The organism is Orenia marismortui DSM 5156 (assembly GCF_000379025.1).
GTDB lineage: Bacteria > Bacillota > Halanaerobiia > Halobacteroidales > Halobacteroidaceae > Orenia > Orenia marismortui.
On the sequence record NZ_KB900623.1, the window covers coordinates 343,586 to 363,715 of the forward strand.

Annotated in this window: 18 protein-coding genes; all 18 read left to right on the top strand. The window is 32.2% G+C overall.

What is annotated here, in order from left to right; genetic code table 11:
* Positions 1-77 precede the first annotated feature (77 nt).
* The gene (gene pyrH, locus OREMA_RS0115380; RefSeq protein WP_018250142.1) at positions 78-791 is read left to right on the top strand and encodes a UMP kinase; all 714 of its coding nucleotides are present in this window, start codon (positions 78-80) and stop codon (positions 789-791) included.
* A gap of 30 nt (positions 792-821) precedes the next feature.
* A complete protein-coding gene (gene frr, locus OREMA_RS0115385; protein ID WP_018250143.1) occupies positions 822-1,379 on the top strand; it encodes a ribosome recycling factor in 558 nt (185 codons plus the stop codon).
* Between the two features lies 1 nt (position 1,380).
* A complete protein-coding gene (locus OREMA_RS0115390; protein WP_018250144.1) occupies positions 1,381-1,593 on the top strand; it encodes a hypothetical protein in 213 nt (70 codons plus the stop codon).
* Positions 1,594-1,661: 68 nt separating this feature from the next.
* Positions 1,662-2,453 carry an isoprenyl transferase gene (locus tag OREMA_RS0115395; RefSeq protein WP_018250145.1) on the top strand — a complete coding sequence of 264 codons (792 nt, stop codon included), beginning with the start codon at positions 1,662-1,664 and terminating at the stop codon, positions 2,451-2,453.
* 5 nt (positions 2,454-2,458) lie between these two features.
* Positions 2,459-3,274, top strand: coding sequence for a phosphatidate cytidylyltransferase (locus OREMA_RS0115400; protein WP_018250146.1), 816 nt, complete (start codon positions 2,459-2,461; stop codon positions 3,272-3,274).
* Between the two features lie 12 nt (positions 3,275-3,286).
* Positions 3,287-4,348 (top strand): sporulation integral membrane protein YtvI, encoded by a 1,062-nt coding sequence (ytvI, locus tag OREMA_RS0115405; protein WP_018250147.1) that lies wholly within the window; start codon positions 3,287-3,289, stop codon positions 4,346-4,348.
* Positions 4,349-4,357: 9 nt separating this feature from the next.
* Positions 4,358-5,515, top strand: coding sequence for a 1-deoxy-D-xylulose-5-phosphate reductoisomerase (locus OREMA_RS0115410; protein WP_018250148.1), 1,158 nt, complete (start codon positions 4,358-4,360; stop codon positions 5,513-5,515).
* Positions 5,506-6,579, top strand: a complete 1,074-nt coding sequence (rseP, locus tag OREMA_RS0115415) for an RIP metalloprotease RseP (protein ID WP_018250149.1) — start codon at positions 5,506-5,508, stop codon at positions 6,577-6,579. The genes OREMA_RS0115410 and rseP overlap by 10 nt, the downstream gene beginning before the upstream one ends.
* Positions 6,580-6,640: 61 nt before the next feature.
* The gene (locus tag OREMA_RS0115420; RefSeq protein ID WP_018250150.1) at positions 6,641-7,057 is read left to right on the top strand and encodes a hypothetical protein; all 417 of its coding nucleotides are present in this window, start codon (positions 6,641-6,643) and stop codon (positions 7,055-7,057) included.
* A gap of 72 nt (positions 7,058-7,129) precedes the next feature.
* Positions 7,130-7,687 carry an HD domain-containing protein gene (locus OREMA_RS0115425; protein WP_018250151.1) on the top strand — a complete coding sequence of 186 codons (558 nt, stop codon included), beginning with the start codon at positions 7,130-7,132 and terminating at the stop codon, positions 7,685-7,687.
* A gap of 14 nt (positions 7,688-7,701) precedes the next feature.
* Positions 7,702-8,754 (top strand): flavodoxin-dependent (E)-4-hydroxy-3-methylbut-2-enyl-diphosphate synthase, encoded by a 1,053-nt coding sequence (gene ispG, locus OREMA_RS0115430; RefSeq protein ID WP_018250152.1) that lies wholly within the window; start codon positions 7,702-7,704, stop codon positions 8,752-8,754.
* 175 nt (positions 8,755-8,929) lie between these two features.
* Positions 8,930-10,633, top strand: coding sequence for a proline--tRNA ligase (locus OREMA_RS0115435; RefSeq protein WP_018250153.1), 1,704 nt, complete (start codon positions 8,930-8,932; stop codon positions 10,631-10,633).
* Positions 10,634-10,651: 18 nt separating this feature from the next.
* Positions 10,652-11,293: a glycosyltransferase family 2 protein gene (locus tag OREMA_RS0115440; RefSeq protein ID WP_018250154.1), complete on the top strand. Its 642-nt coding sequence runs from the start codon at positions 10,652-10,654 to the stop codon at positions 11,291-11,293.
* Positions 11,294-11,368: 75 nt separating this feature from the next.
* On the top strand, positions 11,369-12,040 hold the full coding sequence (locus OREMA_RS0115445; RefSeq protein WP_018250155.1) for an MgtC/SapB family protein: 672 nt from the start codon (positions 11,369-11,371) through the stop codon (positions 12,038-12,040).
* Between the two features lie 13 nt (positions 12,041-12,053).
* Positions 12,054-16,355, top strand: coding sequence for a PolC-type DNA polymerase III (locus OREMA_RS0115450; protein ID WP_018250156.1), 4,302 nt, complete (start codon positions 12,054-12,056; stop codon positions 16,353-16,355).
* Positions 16,356-16,556: 201 nt separating this feature from the next.
* The gene (gene rimP, locus OREMA_RS0115455; protein ID WP_018250157.1) at positions 16,557-17,015 is read left to right on the top strand and encodes a ribosome maturation factor RimP; all 459 of its coding nucleotides are present in this window, start codon (positions 16,557-16,559) and stop codon (positions 17,013-17,015) included.
* Positions 17,016-17,037: 22 nt separating this feature from the next.
* Positions 17,038-18,075: a transcription termination factor NusA gene (gene nusA / locus OREMA_RS0115460; protein WP_018250158.1), complete on the top strand. Its 1,038-nt coding sequence runs from the start codon at positions 17,038-17,040 to the stop codon at positions 18,073-18,075.
* A gap of 70 nt (positions 18,076-18,145) precedes the next feature.
* Entirely contained in the window at positions 18,146-20,092 is a 1,947-nt protein-coding gene (gene infB, locus OREMA_RS0115465) for a translation initiation factor IF-2 (RefSeq protein WP_018250159.1), read from the top strand.
* The last annotated feature ends 38 nt before the right edge of the window (positions 20,093-20,130 follow it).

Here is a 20,130-nt window from a genome sequence, read left to right on the forward strand (position 1 = left end):
TTTGAAGTAAATTTTCATCATAAAAAGGAGTTTGGGTTATATTATAGAAATATAAAAGATAACTGGGGGTTGAAGGGATGTCAAGAGCAAAGTTTTCTAGAGTAATTTTAAAATTAAGTGGGGCTGCTTTAGCTGGTAATCAAGAATACGGCATAGATCCTAAATTTATTAATTCTATTGCTACTGAAATTAAAAACTGCTTAGAAACAGGGGTTGAAATTGCAGTTGTAGTAGGAGGAGGTAATATTTTTAGAGGGATTGCTGGTAGTGCTAAGGGAATGGATCGTGGTACTGCAGATTATATGGGAATGTTGGCCACTGTTATTAATTCATTAGCCCTTCAAGATGCTTTAGAAAAGTTAAATATTGATACTAGAGTACAAACTGCTATTGAAATGAGACAAATTGCAGAACCATATATTAGACGTAGAGCTATGCGACATTTGGAAAAAGGAAGAATTGTAATCTTTGCTGCTGGGACAGGTAACCCGTTCTTTTCTACTGATACAACTGCTGCTTTAAGAGCTGCAGAAATTAATGCTGATGCTATTTTGATGGCAAAGAATGTAGATGGAGTTTATGATTCTGACCCAGTTAAGAATCCGGATGCTAGAAAATATAAAAATTTAGAATATATTGATGTGTTAAATAAAGGTTTAGGTGTAATGGATTCTACTGCAGTCTCTTTATGTATGGATAATAACATTCCATTAATAGTATTTGGAATGAAAGAGATGGAAAATATTAAGAGAGCGGTATTGGGAGAAGATGTTGGGACTTTTATAAAATAAATAATATTTAAAATTAGGGAGGTTATACATATGATTAAGCAAGTAGCTAGTAATACTACAAAAGAGATGGATAAAGCTATCGAAAGTACTAGGCGGGAGTTTTCTAAAATACAAACAGGTAGAGCTAAGCCTGCATTATTAGATGGTATTAAGGCTGAATATTATGGTGCTTTAACTCCAATTAATCAGATGGCTAAGATTTCAGCTCCTGAGGCAAGACAATTATTGATTTCTCCTTTTGATAAAACTGCACTTGAGGATATTGAAAAGGCTATTTTGAAGTCGGATTTAGGATTGAATCCTAATAATGATGGTGATGTAATTAGAATTAATATTCCTCAATTAACTGAAGAAAGAAGAAAAGACTTAGTGAAGGTTGTTAAGAAAAAAGCTGAGGAAGGTAAAATTGTTATCAGAAATATCAGGCGTGATGCTAATAGTGAACTAGAAGCTTTAGAAAATGATGGTGATATTTCAGAGGATAATTATCGTCGTGGTTTAGATAATATTCAAGAAATTACTGATGAATATATTGCAAAGATAGATGAATTATTAGAGAATAAGACAGCAGATATAATGGAAGTATAGAATGAAAGATGTTATTTCTTTAGAATATAATCTTGCTAAAGAGTTATTAGAAGTATCTAATTACGAAATTAAGACAAGATATACTAGACCAACAAGAAAATTACTCGGATTAGGTCAATTAAGAGTTGTAGGACAAAGATTAATTGATGAAACAACTATAGAATTGATAATAAGTCATGAAGATTATCAATTTGGGTTAGCAGATAGCAAATAGGCCCAATTAATAAACCCCCTCTATTATATACTGAGAGGGGGTTATTTTATAAATTAGGGGGATCATCGATGTGGGATATTATTCATAAATTTTTTAATAAAGTAAAAGATAAAGGTGATTTAGAAAAAGTAATTTTAGAAATAAAGAAAGGTCAGATCCCTGATCATGTTGCTATAATTATGGATGGAAATGGTCGCTGGGCTAAAAAAAGAGGTTTACCAAGGACTGCAGGACATCAGGCTGGAGTAAAAACTTTAAAAGAAGTTATAAATTTATCTAAACAAATAGGAGTTGGATATATTACTGCTTATGCTTTCTCTACAGAAAACTGGAAAAGACCAAAACAAGAAGTAGATTTTTTAATGAGTCTTTTCGAAAGAGTTTTTTTAGATGAATTGGATAATTTCAATAAAGAAGGAGTAAAGATAAATATTATTGGGTATAAAGATAGGTTACCTAAAGCTGTTAGAGAAAAAGTAAAAGATGTTATGGAAATAACTAAGGATAATAAGGAAATAGTGGTTAACATAGCATTAGATTATGGTAGTCGGGCTGAGATTATTGAAATGGTCAAAGAAGTTTCTGATGATATTATAAATAATAAATTGTCAGTAAATGATATAGATGAAGAATTAATATCTAACAAACTATACACAACAGAGCAACCTGATCCTGATTTATTGATTAGACCTGGTGGGGAAAAGAGAATTAGTAATTTTTTATTATGGCAAATTGCTTATGCTGAGATTTATTTTAGTGATACTTATTGGCCTGATTTTGATACAGAAATATTTTTAGAGGCTATTATTGATTACCAGAAACGTGAAAGACGTTTTGGTGGACTTAAGAAAAGTAGGTGATATCTATGTTAAAAATGAGAATATTAAGTGCAATAGTAGCAATACCGTTATTGATTTTAATTTTTAAATTTGGAGGGCTACCTTTTTTTATTTTAAACTTGGTGGTTGTAGGTTTGGGAATAAATGAATATTTTAAGTTGGCTCAAGCAAAGGGGATAGAAGTTAATAAGCTATTGGGAGTTCTTCTTGGTCTAATTTTGATTTTTATTACATATTTAAATAGTAATACTCCATCAATTATTTATGGCTATTTGATTCTTAGTTTTTTGATTATACTATTAAAACAAGTTTTAATAAAAGTAGATGAATCTGCTCTTTTGGCTACTGCGATTACTTTTTTTGGCGTTTTTTATATTGCTGGATTATTTAGTCATTTAATTTTACTATATAATTTAGAGGGGATTGATGGTAGAAATATAGGTAAATTATTTGTGTGGTTACCGATTTTAGCAACTTGGATTACTGATACTGGAGCATACTTTACAGGGATAAATTTTGGTAAACATTCTTTATCTCCCAAGATTAGCCCTAACAAGACTATAGAGGGTTCAATTGGTGGCTTGCTTTTTAGTGTTATTTTGACAGTATTAATTAGTATACACTTAGATATTAATTACTTCCATGGTATTATATTAGGTATAATAATTGCTGTATTTGCTCAATTAGGTGACCTTTGTGAATCGGTTTTTAAAAGGGATGCACAAATTAAGGATTCAGGAGATGTTATTCCAGGACATGGGGGAATATTAGATAGAATTGATAGTTTACTATTTACTTTACCAGTTGTTTATTACTATCTTCAATGGTTTATTTTAAAGTAATAGGAGGTAAAGATGAAGAAAATTTATAAAGTGTCTTTAGGATTGATTTTGTTACTCCTGATAAGTATTTTGTTTTTGAAATATGCATTAAATTATTTACTTCCTTTTGTTATAGCTTTAATTATAGCTAGCTTAATTGATCCGGCTGTAAAGTTACTTGAGGAAAGGGCTAATTTTTCTCGTGGCATATCTATAATTATTATTTTATCTATAATAATTATCATGATTAGCTTATTGCTAACTATAAGTTTTTCTAGGTTATTTATTGAATTGAATGATCTTCTAAATAATTTACCTGATTATAAAAGCTTTAGTGAAAAAATAAATTGGATATCTGAACGTAATGATCAATTGAGTAAATTTATAAATGAATTAAAAATACCAGAGTCTGTTCGAGAAACTATTAATAGTAACTTCCAGGGTTTTTATGATAAAATTAAAGAGGTAATACAAAATGCAAGCACATCATTACTGAATATTGTAAAAAAGTTACCTCGATTAGTAACAACCTTATTAATTAGTTTAATTGCTACCTTCTTTATTAGTAGAGATAAAGAATTAATTATGGCAACGATATTAAAGCCATTTCCAGTTAAATGGCAAAGGAAGATAGAACAGGTGGAAGAAGATATTATGAAAGCCGGAGTTGGATTTATTAGAGCTCAAATTCTTTTGATTACAATAACAACTATAATATCTATTACAGGTTTGAGTATTTTAGGAAGTAGTTATTCTATTGTGGTTGGATTAAGTGCTGGTATTTTAGATTTGATTCCAGTTATTGGCCCTAGTTTAATATTTATCCCTTGGGCAATTTATAATTTAATAATTGGTAATATGAAATTTTCTATAGGTTTAATTATTTTATATGTTTTAATGGGGGCGATTCGTCAAATATTAGAAGCTAAGATTGTGGGGCAGAGTATTGGAATCCATCCTTTGGCAATATTATTTGCTATGTATTTAGGAGTTCAATTTTTTGGAGTTTCGGGTTTTTTTATCGGACCTGCATCAGTAGTAGTACTAAAAGCAATTTTCCAGGCTGGCTTTATATCAATTATTGTGAATGAGTAGGAGGCAATTATGAAAAAAATAACGATTTTAGGATCAACAGGATCAATTGGAAAGCAAACTTTAGAAGTTATTAAAGACTTAGAAGAAATAGAAGTTTTAGCTTTGACAGCCAATAGTAGTGTTGACTTGTTAGCAGAACAAATTAATCTCTTTAAACCTAAATATGCAGTTTTAATGAATGCTTCTTTAATAAATGAGTTAAAATATAAGCTGAATGATAAAAAGACTCAAATTTTAGCTGGATTAGAAGGTTTAATTGAAGTGGCTACTTTAGATGAAATTGATTTAGTGGTTAATGCCGTGGTAGGTGCTGTAGGTGTAAAGCCAACCTTAGAAGCAATAAGAGCAGGAAAAGATATTGCTTTAGCAAATAAAGAAACATTAGTAACTGCAGGGTCAATTGTTATGAGAGAGGCAAAAGAGAATAATGTAAAAATTCTGCCAGTTGATAGTGAGCATAATGCTATTTTTCAAGCTTTACAGGGTGAAGATGAGAATATGGTTAAAAAGATTATTTTGACTGCTTCTGGTGGACCCTTTAGAACTTTTTCTAAAAATAAGCTAACTAATGTAACGGTAAAAGAAGCTTTAAATCATCCAAACTGGGATATGGGTGGTAAGATTACTATCGATTCGGCTACTCTTATGAATAAAGGTTTAGAAGTAATTGAAGCTAAGTGGTTATTTGATTTAGATTATGATCAAGTTGATGTTGTTGTACATCCACAAAGCATAATTCATTCTTTAGTTGAATATGAAGACCATTCTATATTGGCCGAATTGGGGTTGCCAGATATGAAGATCCCTATTCAATATGCACTAACTTACCCTAGGAGAAAGCCTAATAATTTAGAAAGTTTAGATTTAGCTAAAATAGGTCAATTAACTTTTGAAGAACCTAAATATGATCTTTTTCCATGTTTAAAGTATGCTTATCAAGCTGGGGAAATAGGGGGAACAATGCCGGCTGTATTGAATGCTGCTAATGAGATAGCAGTCAATAAATTTTTGAAGAATAAAATTAAATTTGTTGATATTCCTAAAATAATTAAGAGGGTAATGTCTGCTCATCAAGTGGTTGACAATCCAATTTTAGAAGATATTTTAGAAGCTGATGTATGGGCTAGAAAGCAGGCAGAGAAGGAAGGTGAGAAAGTTTGTTATTAACTATTTTTTCGTTTATAGTTGTTTTGGGAGTTTTAGTGTTTTTTCATGAATTAGGACATTTTATGGTAGCTAAGTATGTTGGAGTTCAAGTAGAAGAATTTGCTATAGGAATGGGACCTAAAATTGTAGGTAAACAATATGGTGAAACATTATATTCTATCAGAGCATTACCATTGGGGGGCTTTTGTAAGATGACTGGTGAAATGCCAGTTGATGATGAAGATACTAGTGAGGAAGAAGTGGAATTATATAATAAGGCTCTCAAAGATAAAAGGTGTTTATTTCAAAAGAGTGTTTGGGAACGTTTTGGAGTTATTTTTATGGGGCCTATGATGAATTTTCTATTGGCTGCTTTACTTTTTACTCTTATCTTTAGTATTTTTGGTGTAGAAGTATCTACATCTAATAATACAGTAATAGGGCAGGTTTTCCCTGAACAGCCTGCTTATGAAGCGGGATTGAGAGATGGAGATAAGATATTAACTGTAGAAGGACAAAAAGTAGAAAATTGGGAAGAGTTAGCAGGGATGATACATCAAAATGCTAATCAAGAGATTTCAATGAAGGTTGAAAGAGGAAATAAAATCTTTGATTTGAAGGTGGTTCCTAAACTTAACAAGGAAAGACAAGTAGGTGTTATTGGAATTATTCCAGTTTATAATAGAGAGTCAGTTAATCTTTTTAAAGCTTTATGGTTAGGAATAAAAAGAACTATTATATATATTTTTGGAATTATTATAGGTTTATGGCAGATGATAACTGGTAAAATTGCTAGTGATGTAAGTGGACCAGTAAAGATAGCCCAATTTGTAGGTGATGCAGCCAGATCAGGTATGTTGAGGTTGATGGAGTTTGCTGCTCTCATTAGTATAAATTTAGGGATTATGAATTTGCTACCAATACCAGCTTTAGATGGTGGGAGACTTGTGTTTTTAGGATGGGAAATTATTAGTGGAAAACCTATAGACCCTGAAAAAGAAGGTATGGTTCATATGGTAGGATTTGTCTTGTTAATGATATTATTTGTTTTGATTATGATTAAAGATATTAAAAGTATTATTTAGTGATAAAAATTTTTAGTTTATATACTGTTTTTAGTTCAAGAAAAAATTGAGGTGATTAGAAATGGCTAAACAAAAAAATAGAAGTGGTAGCAAATGGTTAGATCCAAATAAAGTTACTGGGCGTAGAGCAAAGAGGTATTGTAAGCTTTGTGGAACAGAAGCTACACAAGTGAGAATTTTAAAGAATGAGAATATTTGTGAGAATTGTGTTAGAGAGTTAGAGAAAAAGAAGGGTGGAGTATATGCTTGTAAGGGGTGTGGAAAAGTAGCTCCTAAGCAAGTTCAAGATAATAATGGTTATTGTAAATCATGTGTTTGTAGAGCATGTGGTAAACCGGATCCTGAATTTGTACAAAAGCATGGTTTCTGTGAAAGTTGTTTTGAATTAATAGGAACTGATTGTCGTAAGTGTGGTAAAGAAGCAGCGGCTCAAGTAAGAAGAAATGATGGCCTCTGTGACAAATGTGCAGGAAGATAGTAGTAGGTGTTGTTTACTGGTGATTAGTGACTCTGCTTTCTAATCACTAGTAAATGTGAAAGGAGTGATAGTATGTTAGATGAGCATGTAACTCTAGAATCGTTGTTAACTGATAGTGTCTCTAAGAAACATTTACCTAAGGCTGGCTATGCTCATGTAGTATCTACTGCAGAGTATGCTTTTGAGTTAGCAACACAAAGAAATATCTGTGTTGATTTAGCTACTAAAGCAGCTTTACTCCATGATATTGGCCATACTAATTGGGAAAGAAGAGGAGAATGGGATTATGAATCTTATAATGAATTTGATATTCATACTATTAAAGGAGCAGAAAGAGCCCATGAGTTATTGATTTTAAAGGGAGAAAGTTTGGGTAAGGCTAGAGAAATTGCCTTAGCAATTCTGTTTCATAGCGATTCTAGTCCTGTTAATAAAAATGTTAAACTGACACCTTTACAAAGTTTAGTGGCGGAAGCTGATGATATGGACGAACAAGAAGGAGGAGCCCACCACAATGTTGAGATAAGCTTTGGGGAGGCATTACAAAGAATCAGAAGATTAGATATGTTAGTTTATCCTCATATAAGAGATTGTGGGTTTGATTGTGAAAAGTGTGATTGTCTAAAATAAAGTAGGTGATATAGGTGAAGAGAAGAAAAACAAAAGCAGTAACTATAGGGGATGTACAAATTGGTGGAGGTGCGCCTGTTTCTGTTCAATCTATGACAAATACAGATACAAGAGATGTAATTTCAACTGTTGAACAGATTAAAAGTTTAGAAGAATCAGGGTGTGAGCTGGTTAGAGTCGCAATACCTGATCAAGAAGCTGCCACTAAAGTAGATAAGATTAAGGAACAGATCAATATACCTTTAATAGCAGATATTCATTTTGATTATAGGTTAGCTTTAGAGGTATTAGATAGAGGTATTGATGGATTAAGAATAAATCCAGGAAATATAGGAGATGAAGATAAAGTAAAAATAGTTGCTCAAAGGGCTTTAGAAAGCGGAGTACCAATAAGGGTTGGGGTTAATGCAGGGTCATTAGAAAAGAGTTTATTAAAGAAGTATGGTCACCCAACAGCAGAAGCTATGGTAGATAGTGCTTTAGAACATGTTAAATTACTAGAGGAATTTGGTTTTGAGGATATAATCATATCCCTTAAAGCTTCTAATGTTATGATGACGTTAAGTGCTTATCAGTTAATAGCTGAAAAAGTAGATTATCCACTACATATTGGTATTACAGAGGCAGGTACGATTAAATCAGGTACTGTAAAATCTGCTGTAGGAATAGGTGCTATTTTAGCACAGGGTTTAGGTGATACTATTAGAGTTTCTCTGACAGGAGATCCTGTAGAAGAAATAAAGGTAGCCTATGAAATACTTAAATCATTAAATTTGAGAAGATCAGGAGTTAATATTATTTCATGCCCGACTTGTGGTAGAACAGAAATAAATTTAGTCGAGATTGCAAATACAGTAGAAGAAAAACTTGCTGGATTAGATAAAGATATTGAAGTTGCTATTATGGGATGTGTAGTAAATGGTCCGGGAGAAGCTAGAGAGGCTGATTTAGGTATTGCTGGTGGCAGAGATGTTGGATTGATCTTCAAAAAAGGAGAAGTAATTAAAAAGGTTTCTGCTGATGATTTAGTAGATGAACTACTAGCAGAGATAGATAAGCTTGACTAGAAAATAATATTGAATAACTGCTAAACTAACTATTAGCATCTAGCTTTCGAAATATTGACAAGGATATAGATTATTGATAAAATTTAAATTAGTCTTTATTTAAAATTTGAAATAACAGATCATGATTAAATTAAATAAATAGAATTAATTGAAATGATTAGGGAGGATTTATATTATGAAGATGTCACAACTGTATATACCTACATTAAAGGAAACTCCAGCTGATGCAGAAGTTATTAGTCATCAACTGATGTTAAGAGCTGGTTTAATGCGAAAATTAAGTTCAGGAGTTTATACATATTTACCTTTAGGATATAAGGTGATTAGGAAATTTGAAGATATTGTAAGAGAAGAGTTAAATAAATCTGGAGCTCAAGAATTATTATTACCAGCTTTACAGCCGGCAGAATTATGGGAAGAATCAGGCCGTTTACAAAATTATGGTCCAGAATTAATGAGATTAAAAGATCGCCATGGAAGAGACTTTTGTTTAGGACCGACTCATGAAGAAGTAGTTACTGATTTGGTTCGTGATGAAGTTAGATCATATAAGGAATTGCCATTAAATTTATATCAAATTCAAACTAAGTATAGAGATGAAATTAGACCAAGGTTTGGTGTTTTGCGTGGAAGAGAGTTTATTATGAAAGATGCTTATAGCTTTGATATAGATAAAGATGGTTTGGAAGAAAGTTATCAGAATATGTACAATGCCTATTGTAGAATTTTTGAAAGATGTGGTTTAGAGTTTAGACCTGTTGAAGCAGATACTGGAACAATTGGTGGGGATAATTCTCATGAATTTATGGTTTTAGCTGAGGCTGGAGAAGATATAGTGGTTTATTGTGAAGAGTGTGATTATGCTGCTAATTTAGAATTGGCTAAATCTAAACTAGAGGTTGTTAAAGCTGATGAAGAAGCTAAAGAATTGGAAATAATAGATACACCAGGATTAACAACTATTGATGAGTTGGTAGAAGAATTAAATATAGAAGCAGATAAGATGATTAAAGCTGTTTTATATGAAGTAGAGGGTCAAGGTATATTAGCTTTAGTTCGTGGAGATTATGAAGTTAATGATATTAAGTTAGGTAACTTATTAGATGTTGTTAATTTAGAGATGGGTAGTGAAGAGCTTTATAAAAGGTTAAATACTGTTAAAGGCTTTACTGGAGCAATAAATTTAGATGCTGTGAAGATTATAGCTGATGAATTGGTTATGAATATAGTCAATGGTGTTGCTGGAGCAAATAAAATTGACAAACATTATGTTAATGTAAATCCTCAAAGAGATTTTGAAGTAACAGAAGTAGCTGATATTAGAGAGGTAAAAGAAGGAGAAGAATGTATTCATTGTGGGGGAAAACTCAAATTAACTCCAGGGATTGAAGTAGGTCAAGTATTTAAGTTAGAGACTAAATATAGTGAAGCATTAAATGCTACTTTCTTAGATGAAAATGGAAAGAGCCAAGTAATGGAGATGGGATGTTACGGAATAGGAATCACTAGAACTATTGCAGCTACTATTGAACAAAATCATGATGAATATGGTATTATATGGCCTAAAGCATTGGCTCCTTATTTAGTAGAAATTTTACCTTTGGGGAATAATGATGATGTGATAGAAAAATCTGCACAAATCTATGATGAATTAACTGCTGCTGGTATTGATGTTCTGTTAGATGATAGAAAGGAAAGAGCTGGCGTTAAATTTAATGATGCTGATCTAATTGGTTGTCCATTAAGAATTACTGTTGGGGCTCGTTCATTAAAGGAAGGAAATTTAGAGGCTAAGATCAGAAAAACTGGAGAAGAATTCAATATTAATCTGGAGGAATACTTATCTCAAGTTAAAGATATAATTGACAATTTAAGCTAACCTAGGAGGTTCTAAGCAATGAAAATTACTGCTATAGTTCCGGCGTATAATGAAGAGAAGACTATAAAAGGGGTGTTAACTGTAACTAAAAACCATCACTTAATAGATGATGTTATTGTGGTTAGTGATGGTTCAACAGATAATACTGCTATTATAGCAACTCAAACAGGAGTTCAAGTTATTGAATTATCTGAAAATAAAGGTAAAGGTGCTGCTATGCAAGCAGGGGTAGATCAGACAGTTGCTGATATAATTTTATTTCTAGATGCTGATTTACTAGGGTTGAAAATAGAACACATTGATAAATTATTAAATCCAGTGCTAAATGGAGAAGTAGAAACAACAATTGGTGTTTTTTCTGATGGTAGAAAACTCACAGATCTAGCTCAGAGAATAGCGCCTTTCCTATCGGGACAAAGGGCAGTAAAAAGAGATATATTTGATGGTATAACTGATTTGGATATAACTAGGTTTGGGGTTGAAGTTGCTTTAACACAATATATAAAAGATAATAATATTAGTAGTAAAGAGGTTATTTTAGAAGATTTATCACATATGATGAAAGAAGAAAAATTGGGTTTTTTAAAAGGCTTCACAGCTAGGTTAAAGATGTATTGGGAGATATTAAGGAATTTATCTATTAAGAAAAAAGTTAGATGAGATAATATATGAATTGACTATAATGTTGGTTGTTTAAACAACCAACATTATAGATTTTTAGGGATGTGATATAACTTGAGTGAAAAAGAAGTTGTACTAAGGTTGGTTTTAGCTTGTATATTAGGTGGAGCCATTGGTTTTGAACGTGAAAGAAACTCCCGTCCTGCTGGATTTAGAACTAATATTTTAGTTTCATTGGGTTCTACTATAGCTATGATTGTATCTATTAAATTATTTTTAGAATTTAAAGCTTCCCAGTCTGTTGATCCAGGAAGGATTGCAGCTCAAGTTATAAGTGGTGTTGGTTTTTTGGGTGCTGGAACAATTATTAGAGAAGGTTTTTCTGTAAAAGGTTTAACTACTTCAGCTGGGCTATGGGCTATTGCTGGAATTGGTTTGGCTTTAGGTGCTGGTTTTTATTTAAGTGCTATTACTACAGCTATATTAGTTATTCTAACTTTAACTTTATTAAGCAAAGTGGAGAAGACCATATCAAATATTCATAAGAAATATCTGATCAGAATTAAAGCTTTTGATCAGCCTGGTTCTTTAGGTAAAGTTGGTTCAATTTTAGGAGAAAATAATATTATCATTAAAGATATTAGTATAGAACATTGTTATAATGAACCTAATATTTATGTTAACTTTAGGGTGAAGAAACCTAGACATATAGAAGTGAATTCAATGTTTGCCTTGTTAGCAGGAATATCATGGATAATTGAGGTTCAAATTAAGGAGTTAGATTGAAGGAGAGATAGTTATGCCCAAAGTATTAATTAAGGCTAAAGATAATAATATGTTTGAAGATAAGCTAAGAGAGAAATTGGATATTTCTGATGAGTTATTTAATATGATTCGTATTAAGGGTATAGAAGTTGATATAAAAGATCAATGTTGTGAAATTAATTTGAAAGTACCTAATAATATGGATATAGATGATATAATTGCATCGATAGGAAATGAAATTTTTTCTACAGAAAGATTTAAATATAATCTTCATTATTATGATCCTAATTTATCTTTAGAATTAATTTTAAAAGAAGATTGGGAAGAAATAAAAGAAAAATTAAGAGTTAAACTGCCACAAGCTAATGGTTGGCTATCATTATGCCGCTGGAAAGTTAATGATAATACTCTGGTAGTTGAAGTGAAAAATAATATGGCAATTGAAGCATTAAAGAATAAAAAATGTGATATGACCTTAAAGAAATTATTGCAAGAAGAGTATAATAAGAGAGTTAAAGTAAAGTTTGCTTTGGGGGATTTTTCAACTGAATTAGCTCAAATGGATAATGAATTAGAAAAAGAAAATAATAGCTATATGAGTAGTTTGATAGATAGTTTTTCTAAAAGAGAGAAGAACATTAATAGTGGCAAATCAAAAAAGGGTACTTCTAATAGTAATTCTGGAGTATGGCTGGGTAGGAAGATTAAGCAAGAAGCAAGTTCAATCTCTGATATTACAGGGGAAAATAATAATGTTATATTAGAAGGAAAGATTTTTAGTGTAGATATTAGAGAGTTAAAAAGCGGTAGGAATTTAGTTATTTTTTCTATTACAGATCGAACCGATTCAATAACAATTAAAGTTTTTGAAAATAAAGGTGATACTTTATCTCAAAGTATTAGTAAAGGACGCTGGGTCAGGGTAAGAGGAAGAGTTCAACATGATAAATATGATCAAGAGTTATCGATGATGGCCAATGATGTAATGCCGATTTCTGTAGAGAAGAAACAAGATGAAGCAGAAGAAAAAAGAATTGAATTACATTTACATACTAAAATGAGTGCTATGGATTCAGTTGTAGAGGTGAAAGATGTAATTAATCGTGCTGCAGAATGGGGCCATCCTGCTATTGCTATTACTGATCATGGTGTTACTCAGGCTTTTCCTGATGCTTATAATGCTTCAAAGGATAAAGATATAAAGGTGATCTATGGTTTAGAAGCTTATTTGGTTGATGATGGAGAACCGATTATTTTTAATCCAAGAGATCAAAAAATCGAAGAAGAAACTTTTGTAGTATTTGATTTGGAGACTACAGGCTTTAACCCTCATAATAATGAGATTATAGAGATTGGTGCTGCTAAAATAAAAAATGGTCAAATTGTAGATATATATCAAAGCTTTGTTGATCCTGAAAGAAGTATACCGTCTGAAATTACAGAATTAACAGGAATTACTAATGATATGGTATTAGGTGCTGCTAAGTTGAGTGAGGCTATAGAGGAGTTTTTAGAATTTGTAGGAGATAATACTATAGTAGCACATAATCTTTCTTTTGATTTGGGTTTTATTAATGATAAATTAAGAAGGTTGCATAAAGAAGAGTTATCAAATCCTGCTTTAGATACTTTGAATTTATCTAGAGCTATATTATCAGAATTAAAAAGTTATAAGTTGAATAAACTAGCTAAATATTTTAATAAGAATTTAGATAATCACCATCGGGCTAGTGATGATGCTAGGGTAACAGCAGAAATTTTATTAGAATTAATTGATTTAATGAAAGAAGATAATATCTTTAATTTAAATCAAATCAATCAGTTAACTAGTGAGATTGACTATAAACGATTATACCCACATCATACTACTATTTTAGTAAAAAATCAGATTGGTCTTAAGAATTTGTACAAGTTAGTATCAAGTGCTCATATTAATAATTTTCATCGAGTTCCTCGAATTTTAAAGAGTGAACTGTTAGAAAAGAGAGAAGGGTTAATGATTGGTTCTGCTTGTGAAGCGGGTACATTATACAAAGCAATACTAAAAGCAAAACCAGATCATGAGATTGAGAAGTTAGCCAAGTTTTATGATTATTTAGAAGTCCAGCCGATTGGAAATAATAAGTTCTTGTTAGAAAAAGGAGAAGTTAATTCTTTAGAGGAATTACGGGATATTAACCGTAAAATTTATGAATTAGGGAAGAAACTTGGTAAACCTGTTGTAGCTGCTGGAGATGTACATTTCTTAGATCCTGAAGATAGTATTTATCGACAGATTTTAATGGAAGGACAAGGATTTAGTGATGCAGCAGATCAAGCTCCATTATATTTTAGAACTACAGATGAAATGTTAGCAGAATTTGATTACTTTGGAGAAGAAATAGCTAAAGAATTAGTTGTTGATACTCCTAAACAGATAGCAGATATGATTGAGGAAATTGAAGTGATACCTGATAAATTATTTACTCCAACTATTGAAGGAGCAGATGAAGAGATTAGGACTATGGCTTATGAAAAAGCTAAGTCTTGGTATGGAGCCCCAATACCAGAATTAGTAGAAAAGCGTTTAGAAAGAGAATTAAATTCTATTATTGGAAATGGATATGCTGTTATTTATTTGACCTCTCAAAAACTTGTAAAAAAATCATTAGATGATGGTTATTTGGTTGGTTCTCGTGGATCTGTTGGTTCTTCCTTTGCTGCTACTATGACTGGGATTACTGAGGTTAATCCTTTACCACCTCATTATAGATGTTCCGAATGTAAGTATTCTGAGTTTATAACTGATGGATCAGTGGGAGTAGGGGTTGATTTAGAAGATAAAGATTGTCCAGAGTGTGGAAGAGAATTAATTAAAGATGGTTTTGATATTCCTTTTGAGGTATTCTTAGGATTTAAAGGAGATAAAGTTCCTGATATAGACCTTAATTTCTCTGGAGAATATCAACCTGAAATTCATAAGTATACTGAAACCCTTTTTGGGAAAGAATATGTTTATAGAGCAGGTACTATTTCTACCATTGCTGATCGTACAGCTTATGGTTTTGTTAAAGGTCATATGGAAGATAATGCTTTAATTTTAAGAAAAGCTGAGATTAATAGATTAGCGTCTGGTTGTACAGGAGTAAAAAGAACTACAGGGCAACATCCAGGTGGACAGATAGTTGTTCCAAATGATAAAGAAATTTATGATTTTACTCCAATTCAAAAACCAGCCAATGATATGACAACTGATACATTAACAACACATTTTGATTTTCATTCTATACATGACAATTTATTGAAATTAGATATTTTGGGTCATGATGATCCGACAAGTATTAGGATGTTACAAGATATTACAGGTCTTGATCCTCAAGACATTCCTCTGGATGACCCTGATACTATGGCTATTTTTTCCAGCATAGATCCTTTGGGGGTTAGTGAAGAAGAAGTAGGAGTTAAGTTAGGTACTTTAGGTATTCCTGAATTTGGTACATCTTTTGTACGAGGTATGCTTAGAGAGACAAGGCCAACTGCTTTTGCCGAATTAATTCGTATTAGTGGTTTGTCTCATGGAACTGATGTATGGTTGAACAATGCTCAAGATTTTATTAAAGCAGGTGTAGCAGAATTATCAGAGGTAATTTCTGTACGTGATGATATTATGAATTACTTAATTCAAAAAGGGGTAGAGCCTTCAGCTGCATTTTGGATTATGGAGCATGTTCGTAAAGGAAAAGGTTTGACAGATGAAGAAGAAAAGATGATGAAAGATAATAATGTTCCTGATTGGTATATTGAATCTTGTAAGAGAATTAAGTATATGTTTCCTAAAGCTCACGCTGCAGCTTATGTAATGATGGCTTTTAGAATAGCTTACTTTAAGGTTCATTATCCACAGGCTTTCTATAATACTTATTTTACGATTAAATCTGATGATTTTGATTCACAAATTGTTCTTAAAGGAAGAGAGTTTGTAGAAAAGACAATTCAAGAGATAAAAGCTAAAGGAAATGATGCGACTGCTAAAGATAAAAATACATTAACAGTACTTGAAATTGTAATTGAAGCTATGGCAAGAGGGATTGAATTTACTATTGTCGATATTTATAAATCTAAAGCAAGAGAGTTTCAAATCACTGAAGATGGATTATTACCACCATTAATTAGTTTACAGGGCTTAGGTCAAAGTGCTGCAGATAATTTAGTTGAAGCTCGTAAAGATGGAGAGTTTACTTCTATTGAAAACCTTAGCAATCGGGCTGGTTTAAGCAAGACTGTAATAGAAGTTATGAGAGAACATGGTTGTTTAGAAGGGTTGCCTGAAACCAATCAATTATCTCTCTTTGGCTAAAGTGGTTGCAAAATCATTGATAATGTGCTAAAATGTAGTATGCATATTAATTGATAGTCAGTTGGGAAAAGAGTGGGTTTTAGACCCACTCTTTAGTTATGTAATAGATTTTGATTTAGTAAAATAAAAATTATAAGAGGAATAATTTGGTCTAAAAAATGGTAAGATAAAATGAAATTATAAGAATGAAAGGGGAGCATTATGGCAAAAAAAGCAGAAACCTTAGTAGAAGAGCTTGCTAAACCTATTATTGAAGAAAAAGGTTTGGAACTAGTTGATGTAGAGTATAAGAAAGAAGGAGAAAATTGGGTTTTGAGAGTTTTTATAGATCAAGAAGATGGAGTGTCTTTAGAAAATTGTCAAGAAATTAGTAGAATGTTAAGTGAACAATTAGATATAGATGATCCAATTGCAAATTCTTATTTATTAGAAGTGTCATCCCCTGGTATTGATCGCCCTTTAAAAACTGAAAAAGATTATAAAAGGTTTAGTGGTCGGTTAATAGATATATCTACATATGCCCCAATTAATGGTCAAAGAAAACTAACAGGAGAGCTATTAGGTTTAAAAGATGATAACATAGAAATTAGAATAGATGGTGATGAAATTCTAGTTCCACTTGATAAGGTATCACAGACTAGATTAGCAATTGAGTTTTAGGAATTATTAAGGAGGAGTTTTGATGAATATTGAATTGATTCAGGCGTTAGAAGATATTGAAAAAGACAAAGGTATCCCTAAGAAAATGTTATTAGATGCTATTGAAGCTGCTTTAAAATCCGCTTATAAACGTGATTTTGGTGCTGCTGGAAATGTTGAAGTAGAAATTGACGAAAGCAGTGGAGAAGTGAGTGTATATTCTAAGAAGATAATTGTAGAAGATGTAAGTAATCCAGAACAAGAAATTTCTTTGGAAGAAGCTCAAGAAAAAAATCCAAATTACTCTATGGGAGATCAAGTAGAAATAGAAGTTACTCCAGGTAATTTTGGTAGAATAGCTGCACAGACTGCCAAGCAGGTAGTTATTCAAAGAATTCGAGAAGCAGAGCGAGATATTATTTTTGAGGAGTTTGCTAATCGTGAAGGAGATATTTTAACTGGTATTGTACAAAGGGAACATAAGAATAATATTATTATTGATTTAGGTAAGACAGAAGCTATCTTAATTCCTACTGAACAGATGCAAAGTGAATATTATAATCCAGGCGATAGAATTAAAGTTTATGTTGTTGAAGTAAGTCAAACTTCTAAAGGGCCTAATATTTTAGTTTCTAGAACACATCCTGGGTTACTAAAGAGGTTATTTGAGCTAGAAGTTCCAGAAATTCATGATGGAGTTGTAGAAATTAAATCTGTATCAAGGGAGTCGGGGCATAGATCTAAAATAGCAGTATATTCTACACAAAAAGATGTGGATCCTGTTGGTTCATGTGTAGGACCTAATGGTTCAAGAGTTAGAGCTATTGTGGATGAGTTAAGTGGTGAGAAGGTAGACATTGTTCAATGGAGTGAAGATATTGAGAAGTTTATAGCAAACTCATTGAGCCCAGCCGAGGTGGTTAAAGTGGAGGCTAATGAAGAAGCTAATGTAGCAAAGGTCATTGTTCCAGATTATCAATTATCTTTAGCAATTGGAAAAGAAGGACAAAATGCTAGATTGGCAGCTAAATTAACTGGTTGGAAGATAGATATTAAAAGTGAATCACAACTAGATAGTTAGAAATCTACTTTGTAGCTAGGCTAGGTTTTAGAGTTGTTTTGAGGATACAAATAACGGAGGTGTATGGATAATGGGTATTAGAATTTATAAGTTAGCAGAAGAACTAGAAATGGAAAATAAAGAATTAATTAAGATATTACAGGATTTAGGTGTAGATGTTACAAGTCATATGAGTACGGTAGAGAAAGAAACAGCAGAATTAGTATTAGATATGATAGTCGATGAAGAGGAAAGTGAAGATGAATTTGATGAGGATAAAATAATTGAAGTTGAAGGTACTTTAACAGTAAAAGAGTTAGCTGAAGAGTTAGAGATTGAGGCTAATGATTTGATGACTAAGTTGATTAATCTAGGAATTATGGCTATGATTAATCAAGAATTAACTATGGAGCAGATGGAAAATATTGCAGCAGAGTATGGTTATCAAATAAAAGAAGAAGAGAATACAGGTGATGAAGATAATATTTATGGCTTAGTGAATGATATTGAAGATAAAGAGGAAGATTTAGAGTTAAGACCACCAGTTATTACAGTAATGGGGCATGTTGACCATGGTAAAACTACATTATTAGATGCAATTCGTGAAACTGAAGTAACTGCTGGGGAAGCTGGAGGAATCACTCAACATATTGGTGCTTATCAAGTTGAGGTAGATGAACAGAAAATTACTTTCTTAGATACACCGGGTCATGAGGCATTTACTTCAATGAGAGCTCGTGGAGCTCAGGCAACGGATATTGCTATATTAGTTGTTGCTGCTGATGATGGAATTATGCCACAGACTATAGAGGCTATTAACCATGCAAAATCTGCAGGAGTTCCTATTATAGTAGCCGTTAATAAAATTGATAGACCAAATGCACAACCTGATAGAGTTAAGCAAGAGTTAACTGAACATGGATTAGTACCTGAAGAATGGGGAGGAAATACAATCTGTGTTAACGTATCAGCTCTTAAAAAAGAAAATTTAGATGAATTATTAGAAATGATCGTTTTAACTGCTGAAATGGAAGAGTTAAAGGCTAATCCAAATAGAGCAGCTAATGGTGTTATTATTGAAGCTGAATTAGATAGAGGGCGAGGTCCAGTGGCAACTGTGCTAGTTAATAACGGCACATTAAAGGTTGGAGATGCTATTGTGGCTGGAGTAGCTTCTGGTAGAGTTCGAGCAATGGTTAATGATCGAGGAGAAAGATTAGAAGAAGCGGGCCCTGCTACACCTGTAGAAGTTTTAGGTTTATCTGATGTACCGAATGCAGGAGATCTTTTAGAAGCAGTTGAAGATGATCAAAGTGCAAGAGGAGTTGCTCAAAAAAGAAAGGATAAGAAAAGAGTAGATGAATTAACTAGAAATACAACTGTTAATTTAGATGATTTATTTAGTCAAATTCAGCAAGGTGATGTTAAAGAATTAAATATTGTTGTTAAAGCTGATGTGCAAGGTTCTGTAGAAGCAGTTAAGCAATCTTTATTGAAACTAAGTACTGATGAAGTTGAAGTGAATATTATCCATGGTGGTGTTGGAGGAGTTACAGAAACTGATGTTATGTTAGCTTCTGCTTCTAATGCTATTATTATTGGATTTAATGTTCGTCCTGGAGCAAATGCGCGTAAAGTGGCAGAAAAAGAAAAGGTAGATATTAGAACTTACCGTGTTATCTATAAAGCTATTGATGATGTTAAGAGTGCTATGGAAGGATTATTAGATCCAGATTATAAAGAGATTGTATTAGGGCAAGTTGAGGTTAGACAGACTTTTAAAGTTCCTAAAGTTGGTGTAATTGCTGGGGCATATGTAACTAATGGAACTGTTAATAGAAATTCTAAAGTAAGACTTCTTAGAGATGGTAAGATTATTCATGAAGGAGATATTGGTTCCTTGAAAAGGTTCCAAAATGATGTTCGTGAAGTAGCAGAAGGATATGAATGTGGAATAGGTATTGAAGGTTATAATGATGTTAAAGAAGGAGACATCATGGAAATCTATGACTTTGAAGAAATTAAGAGAACATTATAATTCAGTGACAGGTGACAAGTAATGAGTAACAAGTAAAT